The sequence below is a fragment of the Pseudomonas sp. SM4 genome, assembly GCF_051913165.1.
In the GTDB taxonomy this organism is placed as follows: domain Bacteria; phylum Pseudomonadota; class Gammaproteobacteria; order Pseudomonadales; family Pseudomonadaceae; genus Aquipseudomonas.
Map to the genome: position 1 here is coordinate 453,206 of NZ_JBODOE010000001.1, position 26,343 is coordinate 479,548.

Here is a 26,343-nt window from a genome sequence, read left to right on the forward strand (position 1 = left end):
CGCCCATGAATGACTTACAGATCGACGACATTAAAACCGACGAAAACGCCGCCATGGTGTTGTTGGTGGACGATCAGGCGATGATCGGCGAAGCCGTGCGCCGTGGGCTGTCGAACGAAGAGAACATCGACTTCCACTTCTGCTCCGACCCGCATCAGGCCATTGCGCAAGCGGTGCGGATCAAGCCGACGGTAATCCTCCAGGATCTGGTGATGCCCGGCCTCGACGGCCTGAGCCTGGTGCGCGAATACCGCAATCACCCGGCGACCAAGGACATCCCGATCATCGTCCTGTCGACCAAGGAAGACCCGTTGATCAAGAGCGCGGCGTTCTCCGCAGGGGCCAACGATTATCTGGTGAAACTGCCGGACACCATCGAACTGGTGGCGCGCATCCGTTATCACTCGCGCTCGTACATGACGTTGTTGCAGCGGGATGCGGCGTACCGCGCGCTGCGGGTCAGTCAGCAGCAGTTGCTCGACACCAATCTGGTGCTGCAACGACTGATGAACTCCGATGGCCTCACCGGGTTGTCCAACCGCCGCCACTTCGATGAGTACCTGGAGCTGGAGTGGCGCCGTTCGCTGCGCGATCAGAGTCAGTTGTCGTTGCTGATGATCGATGTTGATTACTTCAAGTCCTACAACGACAGTTTTGGCCACGTTGAAGGCGATGAAGCGTTGCGCAAGGTCGCCACGGCGATCCGTGATGCCAGTGCGCGGCCGTCGGACTTGCCGGCGCGTTACGGCGGGGAAGAATTTGCGCTGGTGCTGCCGAACACCTCGCCGGGTGGTGCGCGGTTGGTCGCGGAGAAGCTGCGCCAGACCGTGGCCTCGCTGAAAATCCCGCACAACACCCCGGCGGATGGCGCGAGCCTGACCATCAGCATCGGCCTGGCAACCATGGTGCCGCAGTCGGGCAGCGATTGCCGCCTGCTGATCTCGGCCGCAGACCGGGGCCTGTACCTGGCCAAAAACAATGGCCGTAACCAGGTCGGCATCGAATAACCACCGCAATCCTCTGTAGGAGCTGCCGCAGGCTGCGATCTTTTGATCTGTTTTTAAAATCAAAGTCAAAAGATCGCAGCCTTCGGCAGCTCCTACAGGTGAAGTGTGTCAAGTGAATCACCCCCACAGCCGCCAGACGGGCTGCCGTCCCAGCCTGTTTACGGTATACTCGCCGGCTTTCAAAAGTTCGCCAACGAGTGCTGCCCGTCATGGAAATCAACCCGATCCTGAACACCATCAAGGACCTGTCCGAGCGCTCCGAAACTATTCGGGGGTATCTTTGACTACGATCAAAAGCATGAGCGTCTGACTGAAGTCAATCGCGAGCTTGAAGATCCGAGTGTCTGGAACAAACCTGAATACGCCCAGGAGCTGGGCCGCGAGCGTTCGGCGCTGGCGCAGATCGTCGATACCCTCGATGAACTGAACGCCGGCCTGGCCGATTGCCGCGATCTGCTGGACATGGCCGTCGAAGAAAACGACGAAGGCGCAGTGGGCGATGTCGTCGCCGAGCTGGCCCGTCTCGAGGAAAATCTGGCCAAGCTGGAATTCCGCCGCATGTTCAGCCATGAAATGGACCCGAACAACGCCTACCTGGACATCCAGGCCGGTTCCGGCGGCACCGAAGCCCAGGACTGGGCCAACATCCTGCTGCGCATGTACCTGCGCTGGGCGGATAAACGCGGTTTCGACGCGACCATCATGGAACTGTCGGCCGGTGAAGTCGCCGGTATCAAAGGTGCGACCGTGCACATCAAGGGCGAATACGCCTTTGGCTGGCTGCGTACCGAGATCGGCGTACACCGTCTGGTGCGCAAGAGCCCGTTCGACTCCGGCAACCGTCGCCACACCTCGTTCTCCGCGGTTTTCGTCTCGCCAGAGATCGATGACAAGGTGGAAATCGAAATCAACCCGGCAGACTTGCGGATCGACACCTATCGTTCCTCGGGTGCCGGTGGTCAGCACGTAAACACCACCGACTCGGCCGTACGTATCACTCACGTACCGACCAACACCGTGGTCAGCTGCCAGAACGAACGTTCCCAGCACGCCAACAAAGACACCGCCATGAAAATGCTGCGGGCCAAGTTGTACGAGCAGGAAATGCAGAAACGCAACGCCGCGTCGCAAGCGCTGGAAGACACCAAGTCCGACATCGGCTGGGGTCACCAGATTCGCTCGTACGTGCTCGATGCGTCGCGGATCAAGGATCTGCGCACCAACATCGAACGCAGCGACTGCGACAAGGTACTCGACGGCGACATCGACGAATACCTGTATGCCAGCCTGAAATCAGGGCTGTAAAAGACGCAATACAGGGCGACTGATTCACCTCGATCCCTGTAGGAGCCAGCCTGCTGGCGATCCCCGGGCCGCAAGGCCCGGAGGCAATGAACCTGATGGAATATCTAAAGACATGAGCGACCAACAACTCGACCCGCAAGCCCTGCAACAGGAAGAAAACTCCCTGATCGCCCTGCGCAAGGAAAAGCTGGCTGCCGAGCGCGCCAAGGGCAACGCCTTCCCGAACGACTTCCGCCGCGAAAACTACTGCGAAGATCTGCAGAAGAAATACGCGGACAAGACCAAGGAAGAGCTGGCAGAGGCTGCAATCCCGGTCAAGGTTGCCGGTCGCATCATGCTCAACCGTGGCTCGTTCATGGTGATCCAGGACATGACCGGTCGCATCCAGGTCTACGTCAACCGTAAAACCCTGTCGGAAGACACCCTGGCCGCGGTGAAAACCTGGGACATGGGCGACATCATTGCCGCCGAAGGCACCCTGGCGCGTTCCGGCAAGGGCGACCTGTACGTTGAAATGACCCACGTACGTCTGCTGACCAAATCGCTGCGTCCGCTGCCGGACAAGCACCACGGCCTGACCGACACCGAACAGCGCTACCGTCAGCGCTACGTTGACCTGATCGTCAACGACGAAGTGCGCCAGACCTTCCGCGTGCGTTCGCAAGTGATCGCGCACATCCGCAGCTTCCTGATGAAGCGCGACTTCCTCGAAGTCGAAACGCCGATGCTGCAGACCATTCCTGGCGGCGCCGCAGCCAAGCCGTTTGAAACCCACCACAATGCGCTGGACATGGAAATGTTCCTGCGTATCGCCCCGGAGCTTTATCTGAAGCGTCTGGTGGTTGGTGGTTTTGAAAAGGTTTTCGAGATCAACCGCAACTTCCGTAACGAAGGCGTTTCGACTCGTCACAACCCTGAGTTCACCATGTTGGAGTTCTATCAGGCGTACGCCGATTACGAAGACAACATGGACCTGACCGAAGAACTGTTCCGTGAACTGGCGCAGCTGGTTCTGGGCAGCACCGACGTGCCGTACGGCGACAAGGTGTTCCACTTCGGCGAGCCGTTCGTACGCCTGTCGGTGTTCGACTCGATCCTCAAGTACAACCCTGAGCTGACTGCCGATGATCTGAACGACATCGACAAGGCCCGCGCCATCGCCAAGAAGGCCGGTGCCAAGGTGCTGGGCTTCGAAGGTCTGGGCAAGCTGCAGGTGATGATTTTCGAAGAGCTGGTCGAGCACAAGCTGGAACAGCCGCACTTCATCACTCAATACCCGTTCGAAGTGTCGCCGCTGGCGCGTCGCAACGACGACAACCCGAACGTCACCGACCGTTTCGAGCTGTTCATCGGTGGCCGTGAAATCGCCAACGCCTACTCCGAGTTGAACGACGCGGAAGACCAGGCCGAGCGCTTCATGGCGCAGGTGGCCGACAAGGACGCCGGCGACGACGAAGCCATGCACTACGACGCCGACTTCGTTCGCGCGCTGGAGTACGGCATGCCGCCAACGGCCGGTGAAGGCATCGGCATCGACCGTCTGGTGATGTTGCTGACCAACTCGCCGTCGATCCGTGATGTGATCCTGTTCCCGCACATGCGACCGCAAGCGTAAACGTTTCAGTTAAAAAGCCGCCTAAAACAGGCGGCTTTTTATTGCCTGTCTGGTACAAATGTATCAATTGGTTAATTTCGCAATAGCAGAGGAAGTTCTGTCGTGATGGGTGCAATAGCTCAAGAAGGTGCAGCGGGTATCGCCACTGCGGTCGCTGAAAGCGTTCAGTACCAGGGCCGCAAGGCCAGCCGACAGGGCAGTGAGCAGCGTCGCCAGGACATTCTCGACGCGGCGATGAGGATTGTCGTGCGTGACGGCGTGCGTGCGGTGCGCCACCGTGCGGTGGCCGCCGAGGCCGGTGTGCCGCTGTCGGCGACGACCTACTACTTCAAGGACATCGATGACCTGCTCACCGATACCTTCGCCCAATACGTTGAGCGCAGCGCTGAATACATGGCCAAGTTGTGGGTCAACAACGAAGGCTTGTTGCGTGAGATGGTGGTCAGCGGCGACGGCAGCCCGGAGTCGCGCTCGCAACTGGCTGACGATATTGCGCGGCTGATGGCCGATTACGTGCACCGGCAATTGATTAACCGCCGCGAGCATTTGATGGCCGAGCAGGCTTTCCGTCAGGAAGCGCTGCTCAACCCGCGCCTGGCAATTCTGGTGCGTTCGCATCAGCAGATTCTGTTGCAGGGCACCTGCCAGTTGTTCCAGGTGCTGGGCTCGCGCGAACCGCAACAGGATGCCAAGGTGTTGACGGCGATTATCGGACGGATGGAATATCAGGGCCTGCTCAACGACGCCGAGCCTTTGGCCGAAGAGGACATGCTCGGCATTCTGACGCGCTACATGCACCTGGTGCTCGCATCGGTCTGACCACAAGATCGTTCCCACGCTCTGCGTGGGAATGCCGCCGGGGACGCTCCGCGTCCCTCCGTCGACATGACGCAGAGCGTCAGTGGATGCATTCCCACGCAGAGCGTGGGAACGATCGATCACCATGAGGGCGGCCAATGTTCATAGGGAGTATTGAATGAAAGCCTGGCGTGGCGTGCTGATCGCCTTGTCGTTCCTGCTGCTCAGTGGCTGTCTGGTGACGTTCAAGGAACCGCTGGCCGCCAGTGAACCGGCGCCCAAAGGCCTGCTCGGCAAATGGTCGAGCACCAATGCCTGGGGTGAGCCGATGAACCTTGAGCTGACGCGCCTGGGCAATGATCGCTATCAGGCGGTCACGTATTTCAAAGCCAAACCCCACGAACGCGAAGCCTATCCGTTCACCGTCTCGCGCCATGGCAGCCGCTGGTATCTGTCGGCGAAAGTCCCGGCGCAGTATGGCGGCCACTTCACCATCGCCGGTTTCGAACTCACCGATAAACACGAATTGGTGGTCTATAACCTCGATCTCGAACAGATCAATCAGGCGATCAAACAAAAAGCCCTCGACGGTCAGGCCTTCCAGACCGACGATGGCGACGGTGTGCAAGTCGACAGCAACCTCGACAAAGTCTTTGCTTACCTCGACGATCCGGCCAATTCCGATGTTTTCGTCGAAGCCGTGCGCTACCAGCGCCAGGCCCGCGCCCAATAATTCATTACGTCAGGTTTTCTACAGGAGTTTCGGGTGGACGATTACCAGCAGACGATACGCATGTTGTCCGACCGCATTGTGCTGGCGCAGACGCCGATCCGTGTCCTCGACGCGGTCAAGTGGGACGAGAACATCCGCAAGGGTTTTCTCAAGGCCAAAGGCAAGGAAATGCCGGCGATCGACCGCGACTACTACCTCAATCGACCACTGAGTTTCGATTCGAGCAAGGTCAAACTGGAATTCCAGAACATCGAGCGCGACATCACCCGCCAGCTCGGCCAGTTCAACCCGGTCGGGCAGATCATGCGGCGCATGTGCAAGGAATACCGCATGGTCGTGCGCATGCTCGAAGCGCGCGGCACCGAGGATTTTGGCCTGATCTCGCAAGAGTTGTATGGCGCCGCGTCCGATGCGTTCCACGCCGGCGACCCGACCCTGGCCGACCTTGGCCTGATGATGTCCGACTACCTCAACAACATCGACGGCCGTGGCGATCTGAAGGACGAGCCGAAAACCCTCACCGCCAAAGACGCCGTACACCTGCTGCAGACCCGTCTGAACAAAGTCTTCGGTGAGGCCGAGGAAACCATTCGCGTGTTCGAGTCCGACGGCATCGTTGCCGACGCGGCGGCGGGCGCCGACTACATCAAGATCCGCACCGACGCGATGTTCAACGATCGCGACGTGCGCGCGCTGGAAGTCCACGAAGGGCTGGTACATGTGGGCACCACGCTTAACGGCCTGAACCAGCCGATCTGCACATTCCTGTCGAAAGGCCCGCCGTCGTCGACGGTAACGCAGGAAGGCCTGGCGATTCTGATGGAAATCATCACCTTCGCCTCTTATCCGAGCCGCCTGCGCAAACTGACTAACCGCACCCGCGCCATTCACATGGTCGAGGAGGGCGCCGATTTCTTGCAGATTTTCGAGTTCTTCCGCGAGCAGGGCTTTGAAATGGCGGAAAGCTACGGCAATGCCAGTCGGGTGTTCCGTGGATCGACGCCGACGGGGCTGCCATTCACCAAAGACTTGTCCTATCTCAAGGGCTTTATCATGGTTTACAACTACATTCAGTTGGCCGTGCGTAAGGGCAAGCTTGAGCAGATCCCGCTGTTGTTCTGCGGCAAGACCACGCTGGAAGACATGCGTACCTTGCGCCAGTTGGTGGATGAAGGATTGGTGGTGGCACCGAAATATCTGCCGGATCAGTTCCGCGATTTGAATGCGTTGTCGGCGTGGATGTGCTTCTCCAACTTCCTCAATCACTTGAGCCTGGACCGGATCGAAGCCGACTACTCCAACATCCTTTGAGCAACTGATATTCCCTGTGGGAGCTGGCTTGCCAGCGATTGCAATCTGTCAGTCAATATTGATGCTGGCTGATCCGCCGCCATCGCTGGCAAGCCAGCTCCCACAGGGTTATTCGTTGTTCCCTGAATCGTTTTGCCAATTTCCTTTGCGAGGTTTCACCGGATGAGAATCCTCGGCATTTTCTGCCTGCTCCTGACCCTCGGCGGTTGCAGCTCGTTATTGTTCTACCCCGAATCGGGCCAGATCTTCACCCCGGAAAAAGCCAAGCTCGAATTCCGCACCGTCACGCTGGTCACCGCCGATGGCCTGAAGCTCAATGCCTGGTGGCTGCCGGCCAAACCCGGTGTCGAGGTCAAGGGCACCGTCCTGCACCTGCACGGCAATGGCGGCAATTTGCCGATGCATCTCGGCGGCAGTTGGTGGTTGCCAAAAAACGGCTATCAGGTGCTGTTGGTGGACTATCGCGGTTATGGCCTGTCCGAGGGCAAGCCGAGTTTGCCGGCGATCTATCAGGACATCGACGCCGCGTTCGCCTGGCTCGACAAGGCGCCGGAAGTCAAAGGCAAACCGCTGGTGCTGCTCGGCCAGAGCCTTGGCGGTTCGATGGCAGTGCATTGGCTGGTGCAACATCCGGAGCGGCAGAAGCAGCTGAAAGCGCTGGTGCTCGACGGCGTACCCGCCAGCTATCGCAGCGTCGGCCAATATGCGCTGAGCACCGCGTGGCTGACCTGGCCATTCCAGGTGCCGCTGTCGTGGCTGGTGCCGGACGGCGACAGCGCAATCAACTCGATGCCGCAGCTCAACGGTGTGCCAAAGCTGATCTTCCACAGTCTCGACGATCCGCTGGTACCGCTTTCCAACGGCATCCGTCTGTATCAAGCTGCGCCGCCACCGCGCGTGCTGCAACTGACTCGCGGCGGCCACGTGCAGACCTTCGGCGACCCGGTGTGGCGCCAGGTGATGCTGCGCTACCTCGATGATCCCGAGCATTTCAACGGCCTGCGCCGTCTCGGCGAAATCCCCAATTACCCGACACCCCCGAATTCTGAAGATGAGAGTCCGCAATGACTGAAGAACGCAACGCCATCCCGCTGATCATCACCGGTATCTGCAGCATCCTCGGCACCGTCGGGGCGCTGTGGTATTACGGCTACCTGCACTTCGCCAAACCCGAGGATGCGCTGCTGCTCAACGAATTCACCATGCTCAAGACTGTGCCGGGCGAAGACTACAAAGTCTCGCTCGACCCGGCGCCGCAAGTGGCGCAGTGCATTGATGGGGTGTTGGTGTTGTTTGATACCGAGCAGAAGGGCCTGACGGGCGTACTGATCAATGCGCAGAAAAAAGCCGTGCGCTGCATGGGCGAAGAGACCCCGCAAAAACTCCAGCCATAAACGCAAAAGATCGCAGCCTTCGGCAGCTCCTACAGGAAACGCATTCCAATGTAGGAGCTGCCGAAGGCTGCGATCTTTTGATCTAAAAAAGCCCCGCGTGACTCAGTCAGGCGGGGCTTTCGCGTTACAGCAGGACGCTTAGTTCGAGCTGACTGCCGAACGCGGCACAACCGGCTGGTTGTCGTTGGAAATGGTCACTTCCACACGACGGTTCATCGCACGACCCGACACGCTGCCGTTCTCGGCAACCGGGTATTCCTTGCCGTAGCCCTGGGCAACGATGCGCGCTGGATCAACGCCCATTTTCACCAGAGCAGTACGCACGGAATTGGCACGACGCTCAGACAGCGTCTGGTTGTGGCTCGCAGTACCGGTGCTGTCGGTGTAACCCTCGACAATCACTTTGCGATCCGGGTTTTCCTGGAGGAACTGCGCCAGTTTGTTGATGTTGACCAGACCGCTGGATTTCAGGTCAGCACGGTCGGTGGCGAACAGTACGTCACCGAAAGTCACCAGCGTACCGCGATCGGTCTGCTTGGCGTTCAGGCTGTCCTGCAGCTGTTTGATCTGCTGATCGCGAGCATCCAGACGTGCCTGGGCACGTTGGGCAGCGGCGTTCTTCAGATTGTTTTCAGCGGTGCGCAGGGCGATGGTCTGCTTGGCCACTTCTACGCGCTGATTGGTCAGGTAAGCCAGTTGGTCAACCTTGGCCGCGTCCTGCTTGTCCAGATAAGCCTTGTCGGCCTTGTCCAGGTAATCACTGGCGTCTTTGGTTTCCAGCGCTGCGACTTTGCTCGCTTGCGGGTTGGCTTGCAGACCAGAGTAGTTGGTGCGCGCGTTTTCCAGATTCGGGTTAGGTGGGGTCGAGCAGGCAGCCAGAGCGACACTTGCGGCCAGAAGAGCGGGGATCATCAGTTGCTTACGCATAATTTTTCGTCCTTTCTATCGATAAAAGTTTCAGCGTTGCGATCGGGATGCGCGCTTACTGCACAGTGCGCTGACTTTCCTGACGCAGTTCCTGAACACCTTTCTGGGAATCCTTGACAGCCTGTTCGGCTTTCATCGCCTGAGCCTTGCGTTCAGCGACGCGAGCGTCCCATTCGGCTTGCTCGGCGAGGGTGCGCGCTTCGTCATACTTCTTGTCGTGCATGGCGATTTCGGCTTGTTTCAGTTTGTCCTGCGCTTGCTTCATTTCGACCGCCGCGAACTCGGTACCGCCAGCGCTGACTGCGCTGTTGACTGCCGATTGGGTCACGGCGTACTGCTCGGTCGGCGGGTTACCGGCGCAACCGGCCAGTACAAAGCTGGTACCGATTGCCAGGGCAGCCAGTTTCAGACCGCGCAGGTGGGTAAACGAGGTTTGGTTTTTCATGGTCTTCAACTCCATTAGGCATCTCCTGAAAACAACTAAATCCATCCTGGTCGAGGAGCCGAAAGCGTCGTATCCAAGCGCGTTTTTGAAACGCTCGTTCCAGGCGTGGTTACAGCTTCCGACCGGAGGCGTTTTTCAAAAGTTCAGAAAAGATGGCCTATCGCCTAAATAATTTTTGACCGAATGGACAAGGCTCTGGGACGGGAACTTTGGCGGGCTGAAGCGGTACGCGCGGGGAGAAATCAGACAATTCCAGATGGAAACATAACCCTGTAGGAGTGAGCCTGCTCGCGATAGCGTCATGTCAGACGACAACAATATTGAATGAAAAACCGCTATCGCGAGCAGGCTCACTCCTACAGTTTGATCTGTGTTGGGTCAGTGTTTTTGCTTGCCGGCAGCGGCCGAGAGGTCATGCAAATGGCGGCGCGACAGCGCGAGAAACCGTGGCGTAGGCCCGACGTCTTCGTACAGCGGATCACCTTCCTCATCCGTCGCCACCACCGTCGAACCCTTCACATACGGCAGGCTCGCTTCAAACTCTTCAAGGGCGGCGCCGATCAGTTCGCCGAGCAGTTCTTCGGCATGCCGTTTAGGGTACATCTCGGCAATCGCTGCCAGTCGCGCAGCCGCTTCAACGTCCAGATGAATCGTGTAGCCAGTGTCAGTCAGGCGACCTTTGGCGTTTTCTTCCCAATGCTGGGCGAGTTCACGAATTTTCATGATGACCTCATTTCGCACCTGCTCATGGCAGGTCTGGGTGAGTGTCCGCCGGGGCCGGCGGCAAGCCGTTGTACGGCTTACTGTTGAGACTAGCTTTCGGCCACAAGGTTTAAAGTCCCTTGGTCGGATGCTTGTAAGAAGCGCCGTAGAGCGGCACTCTCTAGGTCATGCACTCGTTTCTAAGCCGTCCGGATTACTGCTGGGGAATTGCTGATGACCGATATTGATGCACGCTTGCGCGAAGACGTTCACCTGCTCGGAGAGCTGTTGGGCAACACCATTCGAGACCAGTACGGCGAGGCGTTCCTCGACAAGATCGAGCAGATTCGCAAGGGCGCCAAGGCCGATCGCCGTGGCTCGATGGACGCTGAACTGAGCGCCAGCCTCAATCAATTGAGCGAAGACGAACTGCTCCCGGTGGCGCGTGCGTTCAACCAGTTTCTCAATCTGGCGAACATCGCCGAGCAGTACCAGTTGATCCATCGGCGCGAAGAGTCGCAGCCGGCGCCGTTCGAGTCCCGCGTGCTGCCTGAGTTGCTCGCGCGTTTGCGCAACGAAGGCCACAGTGCCGAATCGCTGGCGCGGCAACTGGCGCGACTGGAGATCGAACTGGTGCTGACTGCGCACCCGACCGAAGTCGCACGCCGCACGCTGATCCAGAAGTACGACGCGATCGCCGCGCAACTCGCCGCCCAGGATCATCGCGACCTGACCAGCACCGAACGCGAACAGATTCAAAACACCCTGCAACGCTTGATTGCCGAAGCCTGGCACACCGAAGAAATCCGCCGCACACGACCGACGCCGGTCGATGAAGCCAAATGGGGTTTCGCCGTGATCGAGCATTCGCTGTGGCAGGCGATTCCCAACCATATGCGCAAGGCCGACAAGGCCTTGTTTGAAGCGACCGGCCTGCGCTTGCCGCTCGAAGCTGCGCCGATTCGCTTCGCGTCGTGGATGGGTGGCGACCGTGATGGCAACCCTAACGTCACCGCTGCGGTAACCCGCGAAGTGTTGCTGCTGGCGCGCTGGATGGCCGCCGATTTGTACCTGCGTGATGTCGACCATCTCGCCGCCGAATTGTCGATGCAGCAGGCCAGCGAGGCCCTGAAAGCCAAGGCTGGCGACAGCGCCGAACCGTATCGGGCGGTGCTCAAGCAATTGCGCGAGCGCCTGCGTGCCACACGTAACTGGGCGCACGCCTCACTGGCGGCGAACACCCCGGCGCCGGCCGATGTGCTGCACAACAATCGCGACCTGCTCGATCCGCTGGAGCTGTGTTTCAACTCGCTGCACGAGTGCGGCATGGGCGTGATCGCTGACGGCCCGCTGCTCGATTGCTTGCGCAGGGCGGTGACCTTCGGCCTGTTCCTCGTGCGCCTCGATGTGCGCCAGGATTCGTCTCGACACAGCTCGGCGATGACTGAAATCACCGACTACCTCGGCCTCGGTCGCTACGAAGACTGGGACGAAGAGCAACGCATCACTTTCCTGACCCGCGAGCTGAGCAATCGTCGGCCGTTGCTGCCGGCGCATTTCAAGCCGTCGGCCGACACCGCCGAAGTGCTCAACACCTGCAAGGAAATTGCTGCGGCGCCGGGCGCCTCGCTCGGTTCCTACGTGATCTCGATGGCCGGCGCCGCTTCCGATGTGCTCGCCGTGCAACTATTGCTCAAAGAGTCCGGCGTACTGCGACCGATGCGCGTGGTGCCACTGTTCGAAACCCTCGCCGACCTCGACAACGCCGGGCCAGTGATGGAGCGGTTGTTGTTGCTGCCGGGTTACCGCGCACGGCTGCAAGGCCCGCAGGAAGTGATGATCGGCTACTCCGACTCGGCCAAGGACGCCGGCACCACAGCCGCGGCCTGGGCGCAATATCGCGCGCAGGAGCGCTTGGTGGAAATCTGCCGTGAGCAGCAAGTCGAACTGCTGCTGTTCCACGGTCGCGGCGGCACCGTAGGGCGTGGCGGCGGTCCGGCGCACGCGGCGATTCTGTCGCAGCCACCGGGTTCGGTGGCGGGGCGTTTCCGTACCACCGAGCAGGGAGAAATGATTCGATTCAAATTCGGCCTGCCGGACATTGCCGAGCAAAACCTCAATCTGTATCTGGCGGCGGTGCTTGAAGCGACCTTGCTGCCACCACCGCCACCGACCCCGGAATGGCGCCATCTGATGGATGAATTGGCGGCCGATGGTGTCAGTGCTTACCGTCAGGTGGTGCGGGAAAATCCGCAGTTCGTTGAGTATTTCCGCCAGTCGACACCGGAGCAGGAGTTGGGCCGTTTGCCGCTCGGCAGTCGTCCGGCCAAACGTCGCGCGGGCGGTATCGAGAGTCTGCGAGCAATTCCGTGGATCTTCGGCTGGACGCAAACGCGGCTGATGCTGCCGGCGTGGCTCGGCTGGGAATCGGCGTTGAGCAAAGCGCTGGAACGTGGCGAAGGCGAGTTGCTCGGGCAGATGCGCGAGCAGTGGCCGTTCTTCCGCACGCGTATCGATATGTTGGAAATGGTGCTGGCCAAGGCTGACGCGGATATTGCGCTGTCCTACGATCAGCGTCTGGTCGAGCCGGACCTGCTGCCGTTGGGCGCGCAGTTACGCGACCTATTGTCGCAGGCGTGCGCGGTGGTGCTTGGTCTGACTGGCCAGTCGCAGCTGCTGGCACATAGCCCGGACACCCTCGAATTCATCCGTTTGCGCAACACCTACCTCGACCCGCTGCATCTATTGCAGGCCGAGTTGCTGGCGCGTTCGCGGCAGCAGGAGGTCGAGCAGGGCAGCCCGGTGGAACAGGCGCTGCTGGTGTCTGTGGCGGGGATTGCCGCCGGTTTGCGTAACACCGGCTAAGGTTTCTGTCGTGGCGCGCGGCACCGGTCACAAACGCCGAATGCCGCTTTGCCTGCCCGGCGAAAGTGCCGTCAGGCGACAGTTAATGATGGGGTTGCGACTTGGGTTACCGCGTCGCAAGGTCGCGGGGGGCGTCGGTTTCTCCGACTTTTGGCGTCTTGTGTGGGCGCAGCCTGCTGTGTATCTTGATCAGCCTTTGGCCGTTTGTGCGGCCACGACCCGTATTTTCAGGATTCGTCCCAAGAGGCGAATCCTTTGTTTTGTAAAAGCTTTTTATAAAAAAATTGAGGAGCACATCTAATGCGCGTCATTCTGCTGGGAGCTCCCGGGGCCGGTAAAGGTACTCAGGCTAAGTTCATCACCGAAAAATTCGGCATTCCACAAATTTCCACTGGCGACATGCTGCGTGCAGCGGTCAAGGCCGGTACTCCACTGGGCGTGCAAGCCAAGAGCATCATGGATGCCGGTGGCCTGGTGTCGGATGACCTGATCATCGCACTGGTTCAGGACCGTATCGCTCAGCCAGACTGCGCCAACGGTTTCCTGTTCGACGGCTTCCCGCGCACCATTCCGCAGGCTGAAGCACTGGTCACCGCCGGTGTCGAGCTGGACGCTGTGGTTGAAATCGCTGTTGAAGACGAAGAAATCGTTCAACGCATCGCCGGCCGTCGTGTTCACGAAGCCAGTGGCCGCGTTTACCACATCGTCTACAACCCGCCGAAAATCGCTGGCAAAGACGACATCACCGGCGAAGAGCTGGTACAGCGCAAGGACGACACCGAAGAAACCGTGCGTCATCGCCTGTCGGTCTACCATTCGCAGACCAAGCCGCTGGTGGAGTTCTATCAGAGCCTGTCCGCGAAAAACGCTGGCAAGCCGAAGTACAGCCACATCCCGGGCGTTGGTTCGGTCGATGCGATCACCGCCAAGGTGCTGGCAGCGCTGAGCTGAAAAGTCTGAATCGCAGCATCATCCACGGCCCGCTTGCGGGCCGTAGTTGTTTATACTGACGCACTTTTTCCCACCCCTGTTTTGGAAACATCGATGAGCACCTTGCTGGCCCTGGACACCGCGACTGAAGCTTGCTCCGTTGCCTTGCTGCATGACGGCAAGGTCACGAGCCATTACGAGGTGATCCCGCGCCTGCACGCGCAGAAGCTGTTGCCGATGATTCAGCAACTGCTGGCCGACGCCGGCACTACGTTGCAAGCGGTCGACGCGATCGCGTTCGGTCGTGGGCCGGGCGCGTTTACCGGTGTGCGGATTGCCATTGGTGTAGTGCAGGGGCTGGCATTTGCGCTGGAGCGGCCGGTGTTGCCGGTGTCCAACCTGGCGGTGCTGGCCCAGCGCGCGTTGCGTGAGCATGGCGTGAGCCAGGTCGCGGCGGCCATCGATGCGCGCATGGATGAAGTGTATTGGGGCTGCTACCGCGAGACGGCGGGGGAGATGCGCCTGATGGGCGCCGAAGCGGTGCTGCCGCCGGAAGTGGTCGCGTTGCCGGCGGATGCCAGTGGCGAGTGGTTCGGTGCCGGCACCGGTTGGGGTTATGCCGAGCGCATCGCCGTCCAACTGACGGGCTCCGACGCCGGCATGCTGCCCCACGCCGAAGACCTGCTGACCCTGGCGCGCTTCGCCTGGGAACGCGGCGAATCGATCCCGGCGGACGACGCACAACCGGTTTACCTGCGCGACAAAGTCGCCACCCCCAAAGCTCGATAGTCCATCCGGAAATTCCCTCTGGTGAGGGGTTTTTTGTGGCTAAGGGGTTTTTGCAGTGAGGACATTTTGTGGCGAGGGGATTTATCCCCGATGGGCTGCGAAGCGGCCCCAAAACCTGTTACCCGGTGTATCAGGTACACCGCATCGTACGGATCTACGACTGCTGCGCAGCCGGTCGGGGATAAATCCCCTCACCACAAAAAACTCACCCAAGGCCTCCACCAAGCTTCCCGCCAAAACCCAGTGCGACATTCCGCAAACCCTGCCAATCGTCAGTTTCCACCCTCCGGTTTTAAACCTTTTGCGCTTTATGTGTTCTAGTTATCACTCGGCGATTTGCTAAGTCGGTCAGGTGCCGCTAAATTGCCATCATCGATACCGAGCATGAATTTATGCGTATAGACGGCCTCTCCTCTCAGTCCTATCCCATCAAGCGCAAGCCTCGCAAAGGCAATGTGACCGTGGATGAATCCGTCGACGATATCGACGGTGAGCTGGAATTTCCGACCGAAGAGCAACTGGCCGCCCGAGCTGCCAAAGCCTCTGCGCAACGCCTGAGCAATCTGCCTGCCCGTCAGCAAGACATGATCTACCACCGTGCGATGAAAAAGAGCGTGGCCATGGCCCTCGCCAGCTACCTGAGCACGGCCGGTTTTGTCGATTGGGATGCGGACGTGCTGGGCCTCGATCTGTACATCTGATGGCGCTGCCTTACTACCTCGGTTGCCCGTCCTGGAGCGAAAACGCCTGGCGCGAGTACCTCTATCCGCAAGACGCCAAAACCTCTGACTTCCTCAGCCTGTATTGCCAGGTGTTCAACGCTGTTGAAGGCAACACGACCTTCTACGCCAGCCCGTCGCCCGCCACGGTGCAGCGTTGGGCCGAGGTCATGCCCGCGCACTTTCGGTTCACCGCCAAATTCCCTGGCGATATCAGCCACAGTGGTGACCTGCGCGAACAACTGACCGCCGCCGAGACTTTCCTGCACTTGCTCAAGCCGCTGGGTGAACGCGTGTCGCCGCTGTGGCTGCAACTGTCGAAAAGCTTCACGCCGCATCGGCTGCCGGAACTGGCGGCGTTCATCGATGCGCTGGATTGCCCGCTGGCGGTGGAAGTGCGCCATGAACAGTTCTTCGCCAAAGGCGAGAGCGAACGCCTGCTCAATCGCTTGTTGCTCGACCGTGGCGTCGAGCGCATCTGCCTTGATCCGCGCGCGCTGTTCAGTTGCCTGTCGACCGAGTCTTCGGTGATCCACGCGCAATCGAAAAAGCCCCGCGTGCCGACGCGTCCGGCGGCGTTCACACAATTCCCGCAGGTACGTTTCATCGGCCATCCCGAGCTTGAGGCCAACGACACGTTCCTCGTGCCGTGGGTGGCGAAAATCGCCGAGTGGATCGAAGAGGGGCGCACGCCGTACATCTTCCTGCACACCGCCGACAACTTGCTGGCGGCGAAGCTGGCGCAACGTTTTCATGCACAACTGATGCAACGTTTGCCTGGCTTGCCGTCCCTGCCTGAGCTATACAGAGAACCCGCCGCCGAGCAACTTGGCCTGCTCTGAGGCGGTTTTTTTTGCCCTGGAGTCTGCCGATGGACGCGCAAACCGTTAAAGCCCACGCCTTCAAAGCGCTGCATGAGCGTTCGCAGATTTTCGTCATTCCCAATCCATGGGATGCCGGTTCAGCGAAGATGCTCGCCAGCCTCGGCTATCAAGCCTTGGCAACGACCAGCGCCGGTTATGCGTTTTCCCAAGGCAAGGCCGATGGTGCGTTGAGTCTCGATGAGACCTTGGCCAACGTCCGCGCGATTGTCGCCGCGACCGATTTGCCGGTGGCGGTGGATCTGGAAAACGGTTTTGCCGATGATCCGGCCGAGTCCGCAAAAAGCCTGTTGCGCGCTGCCGAAGCGGGCGCAGTCGGTGGCTCGATCGAAGATGCGACGGGCCGACCGGACGCACCAATCTACTGTTTCGAACACGCGGTGGCGCGCATCGAAGCCGCCGTCGCCGCGGTGCGTACGCTGCCGTTTCCCTTCATCCTCACCGCCCGTGCGGAGAATTATCTGCACGGCAATCCCGACATCAACGACACCATTCGCCGGCTAAAGGCTTTCGCTGACGCGGGCGCCGACGTGCTGTACGCGCCGGGTTTGCGCAATGCCGAAGAAGTGCGGGCGGTGGTGCGCGCGGTGGCGCCGAAACCGGTCAACGTGTTGATGTCTGGCGGTTTGAAACTGACCGTGCAGGAACTGCAGGACATGGGCGTGCGCCGTATCAGCACAGGTTCGGCACTGGCGCTGGCGGCGTTCGGCGAGTTCTTCCGCGCTGCCGAAGAGATTCAGCAATCGGGCACGTTCGGGTTCACCTCGCAGTCGATGCCGTACGCCAAAGCCAATCAGTTCTTCAAGGACTGAGCATGGGGCGATGGATTGCCCTGACGGTGCTGCTGCTCATCGGCGGCGCTGTCGTCAGCGTCTGGCGCGGCTGGCTGGAGGTGCCGCCACAGTGGAATCCGTGGGCACCGCTGGACGTCAAAGCCGCGCCCAACTGGCTGACCGGTTACAAGCTGATGCGTTTGCGCAGCGACCCGCAACTTTGTGCTCAGGCCTTGAGCAGCTCCGATCTGCGCGTCACGCGACAATCCGACAGCCCCGACGCCAAGTGCCCGCTGATCGGCGCTTTGCGCGTGCAGGGCGGTGAGGTGGCGCTGAGCAGCAGTTTCCTCGCCAGTTGTCCGCTGGCAGTCGCCTACGCCATGTTCGAACACCACACCCTGCAACCCGCTGCGCAAGCCGTCTACGGCGAAAACGTCGTGCGTTTAGACCACCTCGGCAGCTTCGCCTGCCGCAATATCTACAACCGCGAGAGCGGCGCACTCAGTCGTCACGCCAGCGCCGATGCGCTGGACATCGCCGGGTTTCGTCTGGCCGACGGCCGCAGCATCAGCGTGCTCAAGGATTGGCCCAAGCAAAACCAGCACGCGCAGTTTCTGCGCCAGGTGCGCGACGGCGCCTGCGAGGCGTTCAGTGTGGTGTTGAGCCCGGATTACAACGCCGCCCATCGCAATCATTTTCATGTCGATGTCGGGCGTTGGAGCGTGTGTCGCTGAGGCTTAAGCGGCGATGCGCAGGTTCTGCAGAACGATCGGGCGTGCCCAGCCGTTATCGAAGTCCAGCGCCTTCTGTTGCTCGACGATTTCTTCCGGCGGGAACGGCGGATAAGGTTTTTGCAGCAGATCGAGGTCGAACTCGGCAATCGGCAGGTACAGCGGTTTCTTCTGCGGCGCGGCACCTGGCTCGGGTACTGGCTGGCCGTTGTTGATCACGATTGGCCGTACCCAGCTGCTGTCGAAATCCTGCTGTTCTTGCTGAGCTTTCAGTTCTTCTGCCGGGAACGGTGGGAAAGGCTTGTCCAGCAGTTCCGTTTCGAACTCGGCGATCGGCAGGAACAATGGCTCCGGCGGGCGCACTTCGGTTTCCACCACATCGCATTCGCGCTGGCTGACGATGTGCGCGTGCAGGTCGCTGCCGATGGTCGGCTCTTCAGTGCTGCTCAGATCAACCGGTGGAAATGTGCCGCAGGCCGGCACCACATCACTCGACTGCTCGGCCATCGCCTGGGCAAAGAAATCCTGCCACAGATGACTGACGCCGCTCAGTGCTTGAGTGTTTTGACGGCTAAAGTCGCCATGGGGCGAGATGTAGCCAATCGATGTGGGAAGAATGCCTGACATTTTTTTCGGTTGACGCTCAGCTCTGGCAAAATGCGCGTTGAATGAGTTATCGGCGGTTTTTGCCGCTCCTTGAATTTTTGAGCGTGTTTTCCATGATTGAGCAACCCGCGGCCTGCCGCATTTATGTTCAGGCCCTCGGCCCGACGTTTGAAGCGCAAGCCGAGCAGTGGGCCGAGCGTCTCGGTCTGCCGCGTGAGGTGGCGGACGGCGAGTTTGCCTTGCAGGTCGGCGAGCAGGGTTTGCAGCTGCAACAGCTGGGCCCGGACGCACCGGGGCCGGTGCGGGTCGACTTTGTTGAGGGCGGCGCGGCGCATCGGCGTTTATACGGTGGCGGCAGCGGGCAGATGATCGCCAAGGCTGTCGGCGTCGCGCAAGGCGTGCGCCCGCGCGTGCTGGATGCCACGGCGGGGCTGGGCAAGGATGCGTTTGTGCTGGCCAGTCTAGGTTGCGAGATGAGCCTGATCGAGCGTCAGCCGTTGATTGGCGCGCTACTTGAGGATGGTCTGGCGCGCGGTGCTGAAGATTTCGAGGTCGCGCCGATCGTGGCGCGGATGAAGCTGCTCAAGGGCAATTCCATCGAGGTCATGCAGAACTGGGAAGGTGAGGCGCCGCAGGTGATCTACCTCGACCCGATGTTTCCGCACCGTGAGAAGACGGCGCTGGTGAAGAAGGAAATGCGCCTGTTCCGGCCGCTGGTGGGCGATGATCCGGATGCGCCGGCGCTGTTGCAGGCGGCTTTGGCCCTGGCGACGCACCGGGTGGTGGTCAAGCGACCGCGCAAGGCGCCGTGCATTGAAGGGCCGAAGCCGAGTCATGCACTGGATGGCAAATCGAGCCGCTACGATATCTACCCGAAGAAAGCGCTCAAGCCTTAAACCGAGTCGCTGCTATCGCGAGCAGGCTCACTCCTACAGTGGATCTATGGTGTACACACATCCACTGTAGGAGTGAGCCTGCTCGCGATAGGGCCAGCCCAAACAGCGCAAAAGCTAGGGTTTGTATGCGCGCATAAACAGCCCCACCACTTCCTCGATATGGCTCTGCGAAGCCTCTTCGCTCAACGGCTCCCCACAGCCATACAACAACCGAAAATTCCCCGCACCTTTGATCAGGCAAAAGAAATGCTCGGCCGCATTACGCGGCAGGTCGATATTCAGCGCGCCCGTCTCATGGATGCGCGTCAGCAGCCGCTCCATCCCCAGCACCATGCGTTGCGGCCCCGCCTCGAAGAAGATCAGCGACAACTTCGGATCCTGACTGCCCAGCGCCATGATCAAACGGTGCAAATTCACCGATTCATCGCTGTTGATCAGGTGATGAAAGCCTCTGGCAATGTTCAGCAACACATTTTCCACGGCGATGCCTTCGGGCAATTCGAAGAACAGCGGCGGTAATTGTTCCTCGCATTTGGCCACCACGGCGGCGGAGAACAGCGTCTCCTTGTCGTTGAAATGGCTGTAAACCGTCAGCTTCGACACGCCGGCCTCGCTGGCGACCGCGTCCATGCTGGTGTTGGCATAACCATGACTCAGAAACAGAGTTTTCGCTGCGTTGAGGATCGCCTGGCGCTTGGCCAGATCCTTGGGGCGGCCCGGGCCGTTTGGAGCTGCAAGATTGTTCGACATTCTTCGCTTTTATTACTGGACTGGTGAGTTTGCTATTAATAACATACCGGCCAGTATAATTATTCCAAGCACCATTAGCGAAAGGTCCGTCACCATGTTCCGTCATGCACTGCATTTCACGTGGCCATTTGCATTGCCAGTGAGTCTGGCGTTGTTATTGTCCGCATGCGGTCAGGATGAGGCGACGCAAGTCACCGTGCGACCGGCCATGGTGGTGCAGCCAGAGCCTTCGGCGCAGGCGATGGAAAGTTATCCGGGCGAGGTGCGCGCCCGCTACGAGCCTGATCTGGCGTTCCGCATCGGCGGCAAAGTCAGCCGACGACTGGTCGATGAAGGTCAGCGCGTGAAGGCTGACCAAGCGCTCGCCGAACTCGATCCGCAGGACGTGCGCCTGCAACTCGAAGCCACCCGCGCACAGGTCGCTGCCGCCGAAGCCAATCTCAATCTGGTGCGCGCCGAGCGCGATCGCTACAAGACCCTGATGGACCGGCAGATGGTCAGCCGTTCGGCCTACGACAATGCCGAAAACCTTTACCGTTCCGGTGAAGCCCGCCTTAAACAAATCAAAGCTGAATTCAACGTTTCGACCAATCAGGCCAGTTACGCGGTGCTGCGTGCGCCGCAGGATGGCGTGGTGGCCAAACGTTCGGTGGAAGTCGGGCAAGTGGTGGCCGCCGGGCAAACCGTGTTCACCCTCGCCACTGATGGCGAACGTGAAGTGCTGATCAGCCTGCCGGAGCAGAGCTTCGGCCGTTTCAAGGTCGGTCAGCCGGTCACCGTCGAGCTGTGGACGCAGCAGAATCAGCGCTTCGCCGGGCAGATCCGTGAACTGTCGCCCGCCGCCGATCCACGCTCGCGCACCTTCGCCGCACGCATCTCTTTCACCAGTGGCAAAGTCCCGGCGGAGTTGGGCCAGAGCGCTCGCGTGTTCGTGCAATCGGCCGATGCCGTGTCGCTGTCGGTGCCGCTTTCGGCACTCACCGCTGAAAACGGCGCGACGTACGTCTGGGTCGTCAACGGCAACAACACGGTGAAGAAAACCCCGGTGCGCATCGGCCCATTCGGCGAAAAAACCGTGCCAGTGCTGGAAGGCCTGAACGCCAGCGACTGGGTAGTGGCGGCTGGCGTGCATGTATTGCTCGAAGGGCAGCAGGTGCGTCCGGTGGATCGCTCCAACCGTGTGGTCAATCTGGCGGACAAGGAGTAAGCCCCGATGCGCTTCAACCTTTCCGAATGGGCGCTGCGTAATCGCCAGATCGTACTGTTCCTGATGCTTTTGCTGGCCATTGTCGGCGCGTTGTCCTACACCAAACTCGGCCAGAGTGAAGACCCACCGTTCACCTTCAAGGCCATGGTCATCCAGACTCGCTGGCCGGGCGCGACGGCTCAGGAAGTCTCGCGCCAGGTCACCGAACGCATCGAAAAGAAACTGATGGAAACCGGCGAGTACGAGCGCATCGTCTCGTTTTCACGTCCCGGTGAATCGCAGGTGATGTTTATCGCCCGCGACTCGATGCATTCCAAGGAAATTCCCGACCTCTGGTACCAAGTGCGCAAGAAGGTCAGCGATATCCGCCAGACCTTGCCGCCGGACATTCAGGGGCCGTTCTTCAACGATGAATTCGGCACCACGTTCGGCAATATCTATGCGCTGACCGGCGATGGTTTCGATTACGCAGTGCTCAAGGATTACGCCGATCGCATCCAGATCCAGCTGCAACGGGTCAAGGACGTCGGCAAGGTCGAACTGCTCGGTTTGCAGGACGAAAAAATCTGGGTCGAACTGTCCAACGTCAAACTGGCAACCCTCGGATTACCACTGGCGGCGGTGCAACAGGCGCTGCAAGAACAGAACGCCGTGTCGACCGCCGGGTTCTTTGAAACTGGTAGCGAGCGATTGCAGCTACGGGTCTCGGGGAATTTTCAGACAGTCGATGAGATAAGAAACTTCCCGATCCGCGTCGGTGATCGTACGTTCCGCATCTCCGATGTCGCTGATGTGCGGCGCGGTTTCAATGATCCTCCGGCACCGCGCATGCGCTTCATGGGCGAAGACGCGCTGGGTCTGGCGGTCGCGATGAAGGATGGCGGCGATATTCTCGTGCTCGGTAAAGCGCTGGAAGTCGAGTTCTCGCGCATCCAGAAAAACCTGCCGGCCGGCATGCAGTTGCGCAAGGTCTCCGATCAGCCGGCAGCAGTGAAAACCGGGGTTGGCGAGTTCGTCCAGGTGTTGGTCGAAGCGCTGGCGATCGTGTTGCTGGTGAGCTTCTTCTCCCTCGGCGTGCGCACCGGGATGGTCGTCGCGCTGACCATTCCGCTGGTGCTGGCGATGACCTTTGCCTGCATGTATTACCTGGGCATCGGCCTGCACAAGATTTCCCTCGGCGCGCTGGTGCTGGCGCTGGGTCTGTTGGTGGACGACGCGATCATTGCTGTGGAAATGATGGCGATCAAAATGGAGCAGGGCTTCGATCGCATCCGCGCCGCGAGTTACGCCTGGACCAGCACGGCGTTCCCGATGCTCACCGGTACGTTGATCACCGCTGCCGGTTTCTTGCCGATTGCCACCGCGCAATCGGGCACTGGCGAATACACGCGCTCGATCTTTCAGGTGGTGACCATTGCGCTGCTCGCGTCATGGGTGGCGGCGGTGGTGTTTGTGCCGTATCTGGGGGAAAAGCTCCTGCCGGATCTGGCGAAAATTCACGCGGCCAAACATGGCTCCGGCGATGGTCAACCCGATCCGTATGGCACGCCGTTTTATCAGCGGGTTCGGCGTCTGGTCGAGTGGTGTGTGGTTCACCGCAAGACTGTGATTGTGTTGACGGTAGGACTGTTTATCGCCTCGGTGATGTTGTTCCGCTTCGTGCCGCAGCAGTTCTTCCCGGCCTCCAACCGGCTGGAGCTGATGGTTGATCTGAAGTTGGCCGAAGGTGCCTCGCTGGCCAATACCGCCGCAGAGGTCAAACGACTGGAAGCGATGCTCAAGGAACACGCCGGCATCGACAACTATGTGGCCTATATCGGCACCGGTTCGCCGCGTTTCTACTTGCCGCTGGATCAGCAATTACCGGCCGTAAGCTTTGCGCAGTTTGTGGTGTTGGCCAAGACCATCGAAGAGCGTGAGGCGCTGCGCAGCTGGTTGATCGCGACGCTTGATGAACAATTCCCGGCCATGCGCTCACGGGTTACGCGCCTGGAAAACGGCCCGCCGGTAGGTTATCCGGTGCAGTTCCGGGTGACCGGTGAACACATCGAAGAAGTCCGCGCGCTGGCGCGAAAAGTTGCGGCGAGGGTTCGCGAGAATCCGCATGTGGTCAATGTGCATCTGGATTGGGAAGAGCCGAGCAAAGTCGTGTACCTGAACATCGATCAGGACCGCGCGCGGGCGCTGGGCGTGAGCACGGCCAATCTGGCGAAATTCCTGCAGAGTTCGTTGACCGGGTCGAGTGTCAGTCAGTATCGCGAAGACAATGAGTTGATCGAGATTCTGCTGCGCGGCACGGTGCATGAGCGTACTGAGTTGTCGCTGTTACCGAGTCTGGCGGTACCGACGGATAACGGTCGCAGCGTGGCTTTATCGCAGATTGCGACGCTGGAGTACGGTTTCGAAGAGGGGATTATCTGGAGCCGCAATCGTCTGCCGACGGTGACGGTGCGGGCGGATATTTATGGCAAGGAGCAGCCGGCGACGCTGGTGAAGCAGATCATGCCGACGCTGGACCCGGTGCGGGCTGAATTGCCTGACGGCTATTTGCTGGAGGTCGGTGGCACGGTGGAGGATTCCGAGCGTGGGCAGAAGTCGGTGAATGCCGGGGTGCCGATGTTCATCGTCGTGGTGCTGACATTGCTGATGGTGCAGTTGCGCAGTTTTTCGCGCACGGCGATGGTGTTTTTGACGGCGCCGCTGGGGTTGATCGGGGTGGTGTTGTTTTTGCTGGTGTTCCGTCAGCCGTTCGGGTTTGTGGCGATGTTGGGGACGATTGCGTTGTCCGGGATGATCATGCGCAATTCGGTGATTCTGGTGGATCAGATCGAGCAGGATATTGCCTCGGGACTGAGGCCTTGGCAGGCGATTATCGAGGCGACGGTGCGGCGGTTTCGGCCGATTGTGTTGACGGCGCTGGCGGCGGTGCTGGCGATGATTCCGTTGTCGCGCAGTGTGTTTTTCGGGCCGATGGCGGTGGCGATCATGGGCGGGTTGATTGTTGCTACGGCTTTGACGCTGTTGTTTTTGCCGGCGTTGTATGCGGCTTGGTTCAGGGTTCGGCGGGAATCCGTTTGAGCTTGGCGGCCTTTGGGCCGACCATGCTCTGGGTGTTCTTTGTGAATATCCGTTTCTGCGGGGGTTGCCGCTGGCGGTTTCGCTTTTACAGCGAGTCCCTTTGGCAAACGCCCCAAAGGAACCAAAGGTCTGTGCCCTGACGTCCGGCCCTCGCTAAGGCTCGGGTTCCTTCGCTCCGGGTTCATCCGGGGGCATCGTCTACGGTTTGCTGCGCTGCACCTCCCTCGATGCTTTCCCCGTATGAATCCCTCCTCTCAGCCTCCCGACGGGCTCCAAGATCAAAAGCAGGCGAGCTGACACTCGGCCTGATTGTGGGTGCGGGTTCGCCACGATTCCATGTAGGAGCTGCCGAAGGCTGCGATCTTTTGATCTTGCTTTTGCAGGAGCCGAGCTTGCTCGCGAAGGCGGCCTGACAGCCAACTTGTTTCTGCCCGGATGTACACGATCCAATTGTAGGAGTGAGCCTGCTCGCGATGACGGCCTGACAGCCAACCATGCTCTGTCTGATTCAACACCATCCAACTGCGGGAGCGGGCTTGCTAGCGATGACGGCCTGACAGACGACCAATCTCAGCCTGAATTGACTCTACTTCCTTCCTACATCTTTTTCAGAAACCTCTGATATTGAGCCTGTCGCCCTCGGGTGTTGTACTCCAGCATCTGTTTTCAGCAGCCTCGAGTCCTCGCTTTCATGAAAACCCCGCCAGTCTTCAAAGGCCGATCCGATCCCGTGTTCAACCTTCTGCTGCGCTCGCCGCACAAGCAGCGTCTGGCGGATTATCTGGCGTTGCTCAAGCCGCTGGATGATCAGGGCCGCTATCTGCCTTTCGAGGCGTTGCGTTATCGCTGGGCGTCCGGGTTGGATGTGAATGTGTGCTGGGCGTTGGTCAAGAAGGCGCGGGTGGCGCAGTACGTCAATCTGTTGCCGCTTGGCGAGCCGGTGCAGTGGGGCAAATATGTGCTGACGCCGCTGGCGCAGATCACGCTGTTGTTGGTGGATCGGCAGACGACTTCTGCCGCTCTGGATTACATGACCCGTCAGATCGGAGAGCAGGCGCATTGCAGTTATTTGCTTAATGATTTGATTGAGGATGAGGCCATCGCCAGTAGTCAGTTGGAGGGCGCCGCGACTACTACGCGTGTGGCCAAGGACATGCTCAGGCACCGGTGTCAGCCGCGTACGCCGGATGAGCGGATGGTGATGGGCAATTACAGGATGATGAATTTTGCGTGGGAAAAACGCTTTGAAGCCATGAGTGTGGATTTGATCGCAGCGATGCATCGGGTGGGTGTGGAGGGGATTGCTGACGAGCAATATTCTCCGGGTGTTTTCAGGAAGAATGATGAGGTGGTCGTTCAGGACGGGGCGGGTAATACGGTGCATCGTCCTCCGCCTGCTGCCGGGCTGGTTTTGCGGCTGGAGAGGTTGTCGGACTGGATCAATTTGCCTGAGGGATCACCTCAGGAGAAGGGGGATGTGCATCCGCTGATCAAGGCGATCACACTGCATTTTGCCTTGGGCTACGAGCATCCTTTTCGCGACGGTAACGGGCGGGTCGCGCGGGCGTTGTTTTACTGGTTCATGTTCAAGAATGAATTTGCGGCGTTTCGCTACATTGCGATCAGTTTGCTGCTGCGCAATGCGCCGGTGAAGTATGGGCGGTCTTATTTGCATAGCGAAGCGGATGAGCTGGATCTGACGTACTTCATCGAGTTTCAGTTTTCGGTGATTCAGCGAGCGGTGAGTCGGTTCACGGACGTGTACCGCAAGAGCGTGGTCTACAAGACCCATGCAGCCTGACAGAAAACCCTGTAGGAGCTGCCGAAGGCTGCGATCTTTTGATCTGTCTTTGATACAGATACTCAAGATCAAAAGATCGC

23 protein-coding genes and 1 pseudogene are annotated in these 26,343 nt (G+C 59.7%); 19 read left to right on the top strand and 5 right to left on the bottom strand.

Translation table 11 applies throughout. The features are described from left to right. Positions 1 to 5: 5 nt before the first annotated feature. The 8 genes from ACQ4MY_RS02000 (at position 6) to ACQ4MY_RS02035 (ending at position 8,163) form a co-directional block, all read left to right on the top strand. Positions 6 to 1,007 carry a response regulator gene (locus tag ACQ4MY_RS02000; RefSeq protein WP_008086602.1) on the top strand — a complete coding sequence of 334 codons (1,002 nt, stop codon included), beginning with the start codon at positions 6 to 8 and terminating at the stop codon, positions 1,005 to 1,007. A gap of 209 nt (positions 1,008 to 1,216) precedes the next feature. Continuing rightward, a protein-coding gene (prfB, locus tag ACQ4MY_RS02005; RefSeq protein WP_102358477.1) for a peptide chain release factor 2 occupies positions 1,217 to 2,312 on the top strand; the annotation gives its coding sequence in 2 pieces (ribosomal slippage) (positions 1,217 to 1,288 and positions 1,290 to 2,312; 1,095 coding nt in all). Between the two features lie 112 nt (positions 2,313 to 2,424). Beyond that, positions 2,425 to 3,927 (top strand): lysine--tRNA ligase, encoded by a 1,503-nt coding sequence (gene lysS, locus ACQ4MY_RS02010; protein ID WP_008078360.1) that lies wholly within the window; start codon positions 2,425 to 2,427, stop codon positions 3,925 to 3,927. A gap of 105 nt (positions 3,928 to 4,032) precedes the next feature. Further along, positions 4,033 to 4,746 carry a TetR/AcrR family transcriptional regulator gene (locus tag ACQ4MY_RS02015; RefSeq protein WP_008078361.1) on the top strand — a complete coding sequence of 238 codons (714 nt, stop codon included), beginning with the start codon at positions 4,033 to 4,035 and terminating at the stop codon, positions 4,744 to 4,746. 157 nt (positions 4,747 to 4,903) lie between these two features. Then, a complete protein-coding gene (locus ACQ4MY_RS02020; protein ID WP_440093431.1) occupies positions 4,904 to 5,458 on the top strand; it encodes a hypothetical protein in 555 nt (184 codons plus the stop codon). Positions 5,459 to 5,518: 60 nt separating this feature from the next. After that, on the top strand, positions 5,519 to 6,769 hold the full coding sequence (locus ACQ4MY_RS02025) for a flavohemoglobin expression-modulating QEGLA motif protein (protein WP_177323295.1): 1,251 nt from the start codon (positions 5,519 to 5,521) through the stop codon (positions 6,767 to 6,769). Between the two features lie 162 nt (positions 6,770 to 6,931). After that, positions 6,932 to 7,837, top strand: a complete 906-nt coding sequence (locus ACQ4MY_RS02030) for an alpha/beta hydrolase (protein ID WP_440093433.1) — start codon at positions 6,932 to 6,934, stop codon at positions 7,835 to 7,837. After that, positions 7,834 to 8,163 (top strand): hypothetical protein, encoded by a 330-nt coding sequence (locus tag ACQ4MY_RS02035; protein ID WP_008078367.1) that lies wholly within the window; start codon positions 7,834 to 7,836, stop codon positions 8,161 to 8,163. Before ACQ4MY_RS02030 ends, ACQ4MY_RS02035 begins: the two co-directional genes overlap by 4 nt. 138 nt (positions 8,164 to 8,301) lie before the next feature. Here the strand turns inward: ACQ4MY_RS02035 and ACQ4MY_RS02040 are convergent, their stop codons facing one another. The 3 genes from ACQ4MY_RS02040 to ACQ4MY_RS02050 all read right to left on the bottom strand — a co-directional run bounded on the left by ACQ4MY_RS02040 (position 8,302) and on the right by ACQ4MY_RS02050 (position 10,258). Next, positions 8,302 to 9,090, bottom strand: coding sequence for an OmpA family protein (locus ACQ4MY_RS02040; protein WP_008078369.1), 789 nt, complete (start codon positions 9,088 to 9,090; stop codon positions 8,302 to 8,304). Positions 9,091 to 9,145: 55 nt separating this feature from the next. Further along, positions 9,146 to 9,550, bottom strand: a complete 405-nt coding sequence (locus ACQ4MY_RS02045) for a DUF4398 domain-containing protein (RefSeq protein WP_440093435.1) — start codon at positions 9,548 to 9,550, stop codon at positions 9,146 to 9,148. Positions 9,551 to 9,913: 363 nt separating this feature from the next. Beyond that, positions 9,914 to 10,258, bottom strand: a complete 345-nt coding sequence (locus ACQ4MY_RS02050) for a hypothetical protein (RefSeq protein WP_008078374.1) — start codon at positions 10,256 to 10,258, stop codon at positions 9,914 to 9,916. A gap of 213 nt (positions 10,259 to 10,471) precedes the next feature. Between ACQ4MY_RS02050 and ppc the strand changes: the two genes are divergently transcribed. The 7 genes from ppc (at position 10,472) to ACQ4MY_RS02085 (ending at position 17,928) form a co-directional block, all read left to right on the top strand. Then, positions 10,472 to 13,102 (top strand): phosphoenolpyruvate carboxylase, encoded by a 2,631-nt coding sequence (gene ppc / locus ACQ4MY_RS02055; protein ID WP_008078376.1) that lies wholly within the window; start codon positions 10,472 to 10,474, stop codon positions 13,100 to 13,102. A gap of 300 nt (positions 13,103 to 13,402) precedes the next feature. Continuing rightward, positions 13,403 to 14,053: an adenylate kinase gene (adk, locus tag ACQ4MY_RS02060; protein WP_008078383.1), complete on the top strand. Its 651-nt coding sequence runs from the start codon at positions 13,403 to 13,405 to the stop codon at positions 14,051 to 14,053. A gap of 93 nt (positions 14,054 to 14,146) precedes the next feature. Continuing rightward, positions 14,147 to 14,821, top strand: coding sequence for a tRNA (adenosine(37)-N6)-threonylcarbamoyltransferase complex dimerization subunit type 1 TsaB (gene tsaB / locus ACQ4MY_RS02065; RefSeq protein WP_440093438.1), 675 nt, complete (start codon positions 14,147 to 14,149; stop codon positions 14,819 to 14,821). Positions 14,822 to 15,213: 392 nt separating this feature from the next. Beyond that, a complete protein-coding gene (locus tag ACQ4MY_RS02070) occupies positions 15,214 to 15,522 on the top strand; it encodes a hypothetical protein (RefSeq protein WP_008078387.1) in 309 nt (102 codons plus the stop codon). Continuing rightward, the gene (locus tag ACQ4MY_RS02075; RefSeq protein WP_440093439.1) at positions 15,522 to 16,382 is read left to right on the top strand and encodes a DUF72 domain-containing protein; all 861 of its coding nucleotides are present in this window, start codon (positions 15,522 to 15,524) and stop codon (positions 16,380 to 16,382) included. Before ACQ4MY_RS02070 ends, ACQ4MY_RS02075 begins: the two co-directional genes overlap by 1 nt. A 29-nt stretch (positions 16,383 to 16,411) precedes the next feature. Next, positions 16,412 to 17,233: an isocitrate lyase/PEP mutase family protein gene (locus ACQ4MY_RS02080; protein ID WP_440093441.1), complete on the top strand. Its 822-nt coding sequence runs from the start codon at positions 16,412 to 16,414 to the stop codon at positions 17,231 to 17,233. Positions 17,234 to 17,235: 2 nt separating this feature from the next. Next, the gene (locus ACQ4MY_RS02085) at positions 17,236 to 17,928 is read left to right on the top strand and encodes an extensin-like domain-containing protein (protein ID WP_440093443.1); all 693 of its coding nucleotides are present in this window, start codon (positions 17,236 to 17,238) and stop codon (positions 17,926 to 17,928) included. 3 nt (positions 17,929 to 17,931) lie between these two features. On the opposite strand, the gene ACQ4MY_RS02090 is transcribed toward ACQ4MY_RS02085, so the two are convergent. After that, complete coding sequence (locus ACQ4MY_RS02090; protein WP_008078403.1) at positions 17,932 to 18,552, bottom strand: hypothetical protein; 621 nt, start codon at positions 18,550 to 18,552, stop codon at positions 17,932 to 17,934. 92 nt (positions 18,553 to 18,644) lie between these two features. Here ACQ4MY_RS02090 and ACQ4MY_RS02095 point away from each other — a divergent pair, with 92 nt between their 5' ends. Then, positions 18,645 to 19,427: a class I SAM-dependent methyltransferase gene (locus tag ACQ4MY_RS02095; RefSeq protein ID WP_008078404.1), complete on the top strand. Its 783-nt coding sequence runs from the start codon at positions 18,645 to 18,647 to the stop codon at positions 19,425 to 19,427. Positions 19,428 to 19,541: 114 nt separating this feature from the next. Here ACQ4MY_RS02095 and ACQ4MY_RS02100 read toward each other — a convergent pair whose 3' ends face one another. After that, a complete protein-coding gene (locus ACQ4MY_RS02100) occupies positions 19,542 to 20,177 on the bottom strand; it encodes a TetR/AcrR family transcriptional regulator (protein WP_008078406.1) in 636 nt (211 codons plus the stop codon). Positions 20,178 to 20,271: 94 nt separating this feature from the next. Here ACQ4MY_RS02100 and ACQ4MY_RS02105 point away from each other — a divergent pair, with 94 nt between their 5' ends. The 3 genes and pseudogenes from ACQ4MY_RS02105 to ACQ4MY_RS02115 form a co-directional block, all read left to right on the top strand. Beyond that, complete coding sequence (locus ACQ4MY_RS02105) at positions 20,272 to 21,384, top strand: efflux RND transporter periplasmic adaptor subunit (RefSeq protein WP_440093446.1); 1,113 nt, start codon at positions 20,272 to 20,274, stop codon at positions 21,382 to 21,384. Between the two features lie 6 nt (positions 21,385 to 21,390). Continuing rightward, positions 21,391 to 24,462 carry an efflux RND transporter permease subunit gene (locus ACQ4MY_RS02110; RefSeq protein ID WP_440093448.1) on the top strand — a complete coding sequence of 1,024 codons (3,072 nt, stop codon included), beginning with the start codon at positions 21,391 to 21,393 and terminating at the stop codon, positions 24,460 to 24,462. Positions 24,463 to 25,153: 691 nt separating this feature from the next. After that, positions 25,154 to 26,245: pseudogene (locus ACQ4MY_RS02115) on the top strand (Fic family protein); the annotation flags it as partial. Between the last annotated feature and the right edge of the window lie 98 nt (positions 26,246 to 26,343).